The sequence below is a fragment of the Oryzihumus sp. genome (assembly GCF_054325275.1).
On sequence record NZ_JBTCWL010000053.1, the window covers coordinates 20,851 to 27,943 of the forward strand.

General features: G+C 71.6%; 11 protein-coding genes and 1 pseudogene. 6 read left to right on the plus strand and 6 right to left on the minus strand.

The features are described 5' to 3' along the window. Positions 1–227: 227 nt before the first annotated feature. On the plus strand, positions 228–437 hold the full coding sequence (locus ACXVGS_RS13830; protein WP_458531021.1) for a hypothetical protein: 210 nt from the start codon (positions 228–230) through the stop codon (positions 435–437). 71 nt (positions 438–508) lie between these two features. Here ACXVGS_RS13830 and ACXVGS_RS13835 read toward each other — a convergent pair whose 3' ends face one another. Together ACXVGS_RS13835 and ACXVGS_RS13840 are read right to left on the minus strand one after the other, a co-directional pair. Further along, complete coding sequence (locus ACXVGS_RS13835; RefSeq protein ID WP_458537064.1) at positions 509–919, minus strand: VOC family protein; 411 nt, start codon at positions 917–919, stop codon at positions 509–511. Beyond that, a complete protein-coding gene (locus ACXVGS_RS13840) occupies positions 916–1,431 on the minus strand; it encodes a helix-turn-helix transcriptional regulator (RefSeq protein ID WP_458531023.1) in 516 nt (171 codons plus the stop codon). Before ACXVGS_RS13840 ends, ACXVGS_RS13835 begins: the two co-directional genes overlap by 4 nt. Before the next feature lie 109 nt (positions 1,432–1,540). Between ACXVGS_RS13840 and ACXVGS_RS13845 the strand changes: the two genes are divergently transcribed. Beyond that, complete coding sequence (locus ACXVGS_RS13845) at positions 1,541–1,813, plus strand: Smr/MutS family protein (protein WP_458531033.1); 273 nt, start codon at positions 1,541–1,543, stop codon at positions 1,811–1,813. Between the two features lie 88 nt (positions 1,814–1,901). Here ACXVGS_RS13845 and ACXVGS_RS13850 read toward each other — a convergent pair whose 3' ends face one another. Continuing rightward, positions 1,902–2,615 (minus strand): hypothetical protein, encoded by a 714-nt coding sequence (locus tag ACXVGS_RS13850; protein ID WP_458537065.1) that lies wholly within the window; start codon positions 2,613–2,615, stop codon positions 1,902–1,904. A 257-nt stretch (positions 2,616–2,872) separates the two neighbouring features. Between ACXVGS_RS13850 and ACXVGS_RS13855 the strand changes: the two genes are divergently transcribed. From ACXVGS_RS13855 to ACXVGS_RS13865, 3 genes are all read left to right on the plus strand, one after another. After that, positions 2,873–4,096 carry a cytochrome P450 gene (locus ACXVGS_RS13855; protein ID WP_458532284.1) on the plus strand — a complete coding sequence of 408 codons (1,224 nt, stop codon included), beginning with the start codon at positions 2,873–2,875 and terminating at the stop codon, positions 4,094–4,096. Next, positions 4,093–4,314 (plus strand): ferredoxin, encoded by a 222-nt coding sequence (locus tag ACXVGS_RS13860; RefSeq protein WP_458531036.1) that lies wholly within the window; start codon positions 4,093–4,095, stop codon positions 4,312–4,314. Before ACXVGS_RS13855 ends, ACXVGS_RS13860 begins: the two co-directional genes overlap by 4 nt. A gap of 228 nt (positions 4,315–4,542) precedes the next feature. Next, on the plus strand, positions 4,543–5,025 hold the full coding sequence (locus tag ACXVGS_RS13865) for a DUF5994 family protein (RefSeq protein WP_458531037.1): 483 nt from the start codon (positions 4,543–4,545) through the stop codon (positions 5,023–5,025). A gap of 65 nt (positions 5,026–5,090) precedes the next feature. On the opposite strand, the gene ACXVGS_RS13870 is transcribed toward ACXVGS_RS13865, so the two are convergent. The 3 genes from ACXVGS_RS13870 to ACXVGS_RS13880 all read right to left on the minus strand — a co-directional run bounded on the left by ACXVGS_RS13870 (position 5,091) and on the right by ACXVGS_RS13880 (position 6,185). Then, positions 5,091–5,414 (minus strand): hypothetical protein, encoded by a 324-nt coding sequence (locus ACXVGS_RS13870; RefSeq protein ID WP_458531038.1) that lies wholly within the window; start codon positions 5,412–5,414, stop codon positions 5,091–5,093. 133 nt (positions 5,415–5,547) lie between these two features. Beyond that, entirely contained in the window at positions 5,548–5,898 is a 351-nt protein-coding gene (locus ACXVGS_RS13875) for a phosphotransferase-like protein (RefSeq protein WP_458537066.1), read from the minus strand. Beyond that, positions 5,856–6,185, minus strand: a complete 330-nt coding sequence (locus ACXVGS_RS13880) for a phosphotransferase-like protein (RefSeq protein WP_458537067.1) — start codon at positions 6,183–6,185, stop codon at positions 5,856–5,858. The genes ACXVGS_RS13875 and ACXVGS_RS13880 overlap by 43 nt, the downstream gene beginning before the upstream one ends. Before the next feature lie 165 nt (positions 6,186–6,350). On the opposite strand from ACXVGS_RS13880, the pseudogene ACXVGS_RS13885 reads away from it, so the two are divergent. Continuing rightward, positions 6,351–7,093: pseudogene (locus ACXVGS_RS13885) on the plus strand (HNH endonuclease signature motif containing protein); the annotation flags it as partial.

Consider the following 7,093-nt stretch of genomic DNA (forward strand, 5'->3'; position numbering starts at 1 on the left):
CCCCTGCGGCCTCGTGGTATGCCGTGTCGGCCGTTCCAGCCCCGGACCGGGAAGATCCGTGGCGGTTTTGTCCGCTGCTGGGAAGTTTGCGTCCCGACAACCGGGAGATCTTGAGGATTTGCACGATGCCGAGGGTGGGTGACCTCGCATACGGTCACTGTCGCTTTCGGTCACAGGGGGCGACCGCGCGCGGTACCTGCCCCTCCCGAGTCGATCGGAGCATCACTATGGCGAGCGCCTCTCACGGATCGCTGCACGAGCCCGAGCACGTGGTGCTGGTGCGCCTGGTCGAGCGCGGCCTGGCCGAGGGCACGATCACCCTCGAGGACGTCAGGGGCCTGACCAGTCGGGAGATCCGCGCGCTGCTGGCGGAGCGCACGGCGGCCCGTCAGGGCGAGGTGGCCGCGCGTCCGTCGGGGCGGCGCCGTCCCCGATGACGGCAGCGACGGTGGTGGCGGAAGTGCAGCGATGACTGCACCTCCGCCACCAGCACGATGTGAAGGGTCGGTCAGGCGGTCGGCGCCTGGTTGATGCGGATCATGTTGCCGGCCGGGTCGCGGAACGCACAGTCACGCACACCCCACGGCTGGTCCATCGGCTCCTGGAGCACCTCGGCGCCGGAGGCCCGGACCTTCTCGAACGTCTCGTCGAGGTCGTCGGTGCGGAAGATGGCGCCCATGAACGATCCCTTGGTGACGAGGGTGAGCAGGGCCTCGGCGTCCTCGGCCGAGCGGCCGCCGCCGGGCTGGGAGAGCACGATCTCGACGTCCGGCTGCGAGGGAGAGGTGAGCGTGAGCCAGCGGTAGCCGCCGTTGGAGACGTCGTTGCGCAGCTCGAGCCCGAGGCCGTCGCGGTAGAAGGCCAGGGCCTCGTCGGGGTCGTTGATGGTGATGTGGCAGTGCGAGAGTGAGAGGTTCATGGCGTCCACGCTAGGGCGGAGGCCTGCGGCGGGGCTTCTTCGATCCTGCTCGCTTCGGGCGGCATGTCCGGCTCCTCCGGGGTGGTGCTCGAGCGTGCCCGCGCGCCCGGGGTCACCCGCCGCGGCCGGCTGTGGACCTTGTCCACGCAGGCCGGCACCACCGCGCCGTCGCTGTGGTCCCGCGCCCGGTAGGCGCTCGGGCTCTCGCCCACCAGCTCGGTGAACCGCGAGCTGAACGACCCGAGCGAGGTGCAGCCGACCTCCATGCAGACCTCGGTGACGCTGAGGTCCCCGCGGCGCAGCAGCGCTTTGGCCCGCTCGATGCGCCGGGTCATGAGGTAGCTGTAGGGGGTCTCGCCGTACGCCGCGCGGAACTGCCGCGAGAAGTGCGCCGGCGACATGTATGCCGCCCGGGCCAGTGCCGGGACGTCGAGCGGCTGCGCGTAGTCGCGGTCCATGCGGTCGCGCGCCTGCCGCAGGCGCACGAGGGTCGCCAGCTCCTCCGGGGTCACAGCGCCAGCGTAGGCCGGGACCCGCCGCGGTGGGCCCGATTGCGTGACGCGGAACGCCTGGCCACCGGGTGGACGTGCACGCCGCGGCCGCACGGCAGACGATGTCGTGGTGAAGCTCGTCCTGGACCTGCACGACATCTACAACCGCGGCACCGACATCGACCGCGCCCTGCGCGCCATCATCGACGAGGCCGTGCAGAAGAAGGCGCCGCTGGTCGAGATCATCCCGGGCAAAGGGTCCGGGGCCCTGAAGAAGCGGGTGCTGCGATTCCTCGACCGGAAGGAGGTCAAGGCGCTCTATCACCGGGTGGAGAAGGACTCCGACAACTTCGGCCGCATCTTCGTGCACTTCCGGTGGAACACCTCCCGCGGTCGCCGATGACGTCCAACGCAGTCGGGTGCTGACCGAGCCGAGACGACCGCAGCCGCCCACGTCTCCTGACGTGGGCGGCTGCTGGTCTGTGTGGGGCTCAGAACCTCGGGAAGACGGGGAGACCGCTGATGTGCCAGCCTCCGGTGCCGTTCAGGGCGATGCGGTCCGGGACACCGTGCTTGACGGACCGGGCCCGCTGAACCCAGCCGCGCGTGTTGCTCCATCCGTAGGTGGTGATGGTGCCGGTGTTCGAGTTGGCACCATCCCGCGTGTAGTCCTTGATCGTGAGCGTGATGACGCCTCGAGAGACGGTGCGGTAGACGCCGTGGTTGAAGCTGTACGACGAGTCGATGAACCAGCGGGACGTGTCGCCGTCGAGCGCCTCGGCCTTCGGGGCCGCCAGGGTCACGAGACGCCCCTTGCGGTAGGTGATGAAGCGGAACGACATCAGGTGAGCGCCCATGCCGTCGGTGACCACGAGCTCGGTGCCACGTACGCCATCGATGCGCGCGGCCTCGATCGAGGGGGTCGCGCCCCACCAGACCTTGGTGTCGGTGGTCTGCAGGACGCGGCCGGTCGCAGTCCGGACCCGCACGGTGATGGTGCCGTTCTGGCTGACGTTCCTGGCGATCATGCCGACCTGGTCGGCGCGACCGTCGCCGTCGATGTCGGCGTACTTGACGACGTGGCAGCCGGCGACTCCGGTGCAGACGGTGCGGGTGGCAGCCACGGCCGGCAGGGCCGCCCCACCGGCGAGGACGGCGACGCCGGCCAGCGGCGCCAGGGCACGACGAAGGGCAAGGTTGAGCAAACGCCTTGAGAAGGAACTCCCCCTGGAGATGAATCGAACCGGACCATGGTGCCGGGCAGCGTGCCCTGTTGTATGCCGTTTGGCCGGATTCGCCCCGGAGGGCCGGTCAACATCGGCGGAGTGCCTTCGGGCGGGGCCCTGAGGCTGGGGAGGAGTCCGTCTCGGGGCCATGCCCTCCCCGGGCGGCTGGTGCGGGCTTAGGCTCGAGGTGAGCGGCGCGTCATACCCGCTCCACCGCATCCAGCGGAGGTGGTGCCGTGAGCACCTCGTACGCCCCCCTTGCCGGCCTGCCCCGCGAGCGAGCCTCGGTCTTCGACCCGCCCCCCGTCTACCGCCGGCTGCAGGCGACCGAGCCCGTCAGCCCGCTGACGTTCCCCGACGGCCGCGCCGGGTGGCTGGTGACCCGCTACGACGACGTCCGTGCCCTGCTCGCCGACCCGCGGATGAGCTCGCAGCGCAGCCTCGGCGCGAACCCGATCCGTCTGGTCCCCGAGGAGCTCAAGCCGTTCCTGCAGCCCCGGCCCGGCCAGTTCATCGGGCTGGACCCGCCCGAGCACACCCGCTACCGGCGGCTGCTGACGGGCCAGTTCACGGTGCGGCGGATGAACGCGCTGCAGCCGCGGGTCACCGAGATCGTCGACGAGCACCTTCAGGCGATGCGGGCTGCCGGCGCGCCAGCGGACCTCGTCAGCGCGTTCGCGCTGCCGGTGCCATCGCTGGTGATCTGCGAGCTGCTGGGCGTGCCCTACGTGGACCGTGCGGAGTTCCAGCAACGCTCCCGGTTGCTGCTGTCGTTGACGTCGGAGGGGCCCGAGCTGCTGCGCGCCCGGGGCGAGTTCCGCGCATACATGCTCGAGCTGGTCCGGGCCAAGCGTGCGGCGCCGGGCAAGGATCTGCTCAGCGGGCTGGTGCACCTCGAGGGCCCGGACCGCCTCAACGACGAGGAGCTCATCAACATCGGCCTGCTGCTGCTCATCGCCGGCCACGAGACGACAGCCAACATGCTGGGGCTCGGCACGTTCGCGCTGTTGCAGCACCCGGCCGAGCTCGAGCGGCTGCGCGCGGACCCGGCGCTGGTCAACGGCGCCGTCGAGGAGCTGCTGCGCTACCTGACCATCGTCCAGTTCGGGCTGGTGCGGGTGGCCACCGAGGACGTCGTCGCCGGGGGCCACACCATCACCAGGGGTGACGCCGTGGTGCTCTCGCTGCCGGCGGCCAACCGCGACCCGGCCCACTTCCCCGACCCCGACCGGCTCGACCTCGGCCGCGAGTACGCCGGGCACCTCGCCTTCGGACACGGCGTCCACCAGTGCCTCGGGCAGCAGCTGGCCCGCGTGGAGATGCACGTCGGGTTCACCCGGCTGCTGGCCGCCCTGCCGGGACTTCGGCTGGCCGTGCCCGCGGAGCAGGTGCGCATGCGCGACGAGATGTTCATTTACGGCGTCGAGGCGTTGCCGGTGACGTGGAAAGAGGCAGCATGAGGGTCGTCATCGACCGGGAGCGGTGCCAGGGCGCCGGGATGTGCGCGCTGACCGCGCCCGCGGTGTTCGACCAGAGTGAGGAGGACGGGCGGGTCGTCGTCCTGGACGCCGATCCGGCCCCCGCGCTCGAGGCGGCCGTGACGCGGGCGGCCCAACTGTGCCCCAACGGGGTGATCAGCCTGGTTGGCGGGTCGGCGACTGGGGTCGAGCAGGTATGACGCGCCGGCGCTCCCCGCGCTGACTGCCAGGGGCGCTGTCCGGCGTTTGGTGGGGACACGGCATACCTGCTGTCGCACCCGCGGAGCTGCTGCCGATGGTCCCGGACCGTGTCGGGCAGGGGACGTACGGTGAAGTGACCGGGGACCTCCACCACGCGGACGCTCGGTCCTCGTCGTCTCCGGTGCACTGCTCCAGCTGGCCCGCACGGCCAGGGATGGATCTTCCTCATGACCGCCAACAGCAACAACCCCGTCGTCCCGGCCGGCAGCGGCCCTCGGGACAGCGGACTTCCCCTGATCCCCGCGGAGCCCAGCCGCGAAGGCTTCCCCGACGGCGCGTGGTGCCCCCGATCGGCGGACCTCGTGACCGAGCTCGCCACGCTGATCGAGGACCTCCGGGCCCAGGGCCTCGAGGTCCGGCGGGTGGTCTACAACCCCGAGCTGTGGGGACGAGCGCCGCGGCACGCCGTCATCGGCTCCAGGCCCATCGACCTGGGCACCTCGCGGGCGTTCTACCCCCACCTGGTGCGGCTGTTCCTGCGCGGCGGTCGCCCGTGGATCGACCTGCTGGTCATCTTCCCGACCGGTCACGGGGTCCGGCCGACGGCGACGGTGCTTCCCCCGCCACCGCTGTGGCATGACCTGACGCCCCAGCAGGTGTGGGAGTCCGAGGGCGGCTACCTCCCCGATGGAACGGACCCGAGCACGTGAGGTGCCGTACCCGGCATGCCGGAGGCGCCCCGCACCCGTGGTGAGGGGCGCCTCCGACCGGCCGGTCACATCGGGACGAGCTCGTAGATGTCGATCGCGAACCGCCCCTTGCCCTCGGTGAGGAACGGGTGCCCCTCGACGAGCCCACGGGCGGCGGCGAGGTCGGCGGCCTCGACGATGGTGTAGCCGTTCTGCTCGCTCGGCGCGACCTCGGAGCCGTCGTCGGCGACAGCCACCCGGGGGCCGAACGGGCTGCCGAAGTCGACGAGTGACGCCCCGACCTTGTTGCCCCAGTCGGTCCACGCCTTCTGGAGCTGTTCGCCGACCTCGGGGGTGATGTCCTCCATCGGGGTCGCGGGACCGCGGTAGAGGTAGATGAACTTGGCCATGTCAGTGGTCCTCTCGTGGAGCCGGAGGCGAGGCCGGTATGCCGTGCCATCACCTCCGCGGGCTGCGCCCGGTGCGCGCCCTACCTCCTCGACGAACGCCCCGCTCGCCAATCGACAGACGGCCCGGTGTTGCTCATCCTCCGGTTCGGCCTGTCCTGCTGGAGCGCAGCCGGGAGAAGGCTGTGGGGAAGGTGCGGTGGGTGAGGTGCTCCTTGACCCGCTCGGCGCACTCGCGCGGGCCCATGACACCGGTGTCGACCTCGACGTCGTAGTCGCCGTGCGCGTGGACCTGGTGGAACTGGCTCGCCGCCTGGCCGACGGGGCGGTCGCCGCGGGCCGCCTCACGGGCCACCGTCTCCTCCATCGGGCAGCGGACGCCGACGAAGACCACGTGCTCGGGGTCCAGCAGGTCGAGGCAGTCGGACAGTCGCCAGGCGAAGCTCAGCACGTGGTCGACGACGACGTTGTTGCCCGCGGCAGCCATGCCGGCGACGGCCGGTGGAAGCCCATGGAGGTGCGGACGAGCTCCGCGGGCAGGTCCTCGTCGCTGATCTCTCGCTGGGAGCGCATGGCGTGGACGGCGTCGACCGGCAGGTGGAACCAGGTGTCGTCCAGGATCTCCAGGAGCTCGGCGGCGATGCTCGACTTGCCCGAGCTCGAGGTGCCGTTGAGCAGGATGACCGTCCCCTGCCGGGTCACCGCGGGGACGCGGGGGTCGCTGCGGTCCAGCGGGTTGCTCGAGGGCGTCGCTCCGGGGGGTGCTTGAGACATGGCGCGGATTCTGCCGTGGCGGGTCGGGTTTGGTGTGGATGACGCCGGCATCCTGTCGGTGGTCGAATGTATGTTCGAATCATGCACCAGGGGGATCATCGTCAGGGGCCCGCGGCCAGCGGGTCCGGTGGCGTGCCCGCTTCGGGGTCGGGTGGTGCGGCCACGGTGGGGTTCGCGGACCGGTTGGCGGCGGTGGACGCGGCGGCGGAGTCCCTGGCCGGGATCGAGGAGGTGCTGCACCAGTGCCAGGGGCCGGACCTGGGTCCGGCGATGGGTCTGTTGGATGCGCTGGCCTGCCGGGTCGAGGCGGCCAAGGTGGCGGTGCTCGGCGAGGCGTTGGAGCGCGGCGAGGTGGCCTCCTCGACCTGTGCGACGGCGGCGCGGTGGGTGCTGGAGTGGGCGCCGTCCTACCGCTGCGGGGGCGCCGGCGACCTGGTCAAGGTCGCCCAGGCCTGCATCGGCCGACCGGTCGGTCTCGGTGCCACCCACGTGCTGGACCACGGGTCGGTCCAGCGGCTGCGCTCGTGCGTGCTGGCCGGCCGGGTGGGCGTGCGGGGCGCCGCGGTGGCGTTGGCGGAGATGGCCAAGCTGGGGCCGCGGCTGACCCCGGCGGCGCTGCCCACGGTGTGGGAGGGGTTCCTGGCCGTGGCGGAGGAGGCGGGGCCGCGGGAGGTGCGGGGGTTGCGGGAGCGGATCATCGCCACCTACGGCCGGCAGGACGAGTTCCAGATCCGCCAGGACCGGCTCAGGCACGGGGTGTCGTTGTCGGCGGGGCGGGTCGATGACGGGATGGTGGAGTACCAGCTCCGCCTGGACCCCGAGGGCGCGTCGGTGTTGGAGGCGGCGATCGGTCCGCTGTCCGCACCGCACCCGGTCGACGGGGTCTCGGACCTGAGGAGCAGCGACCA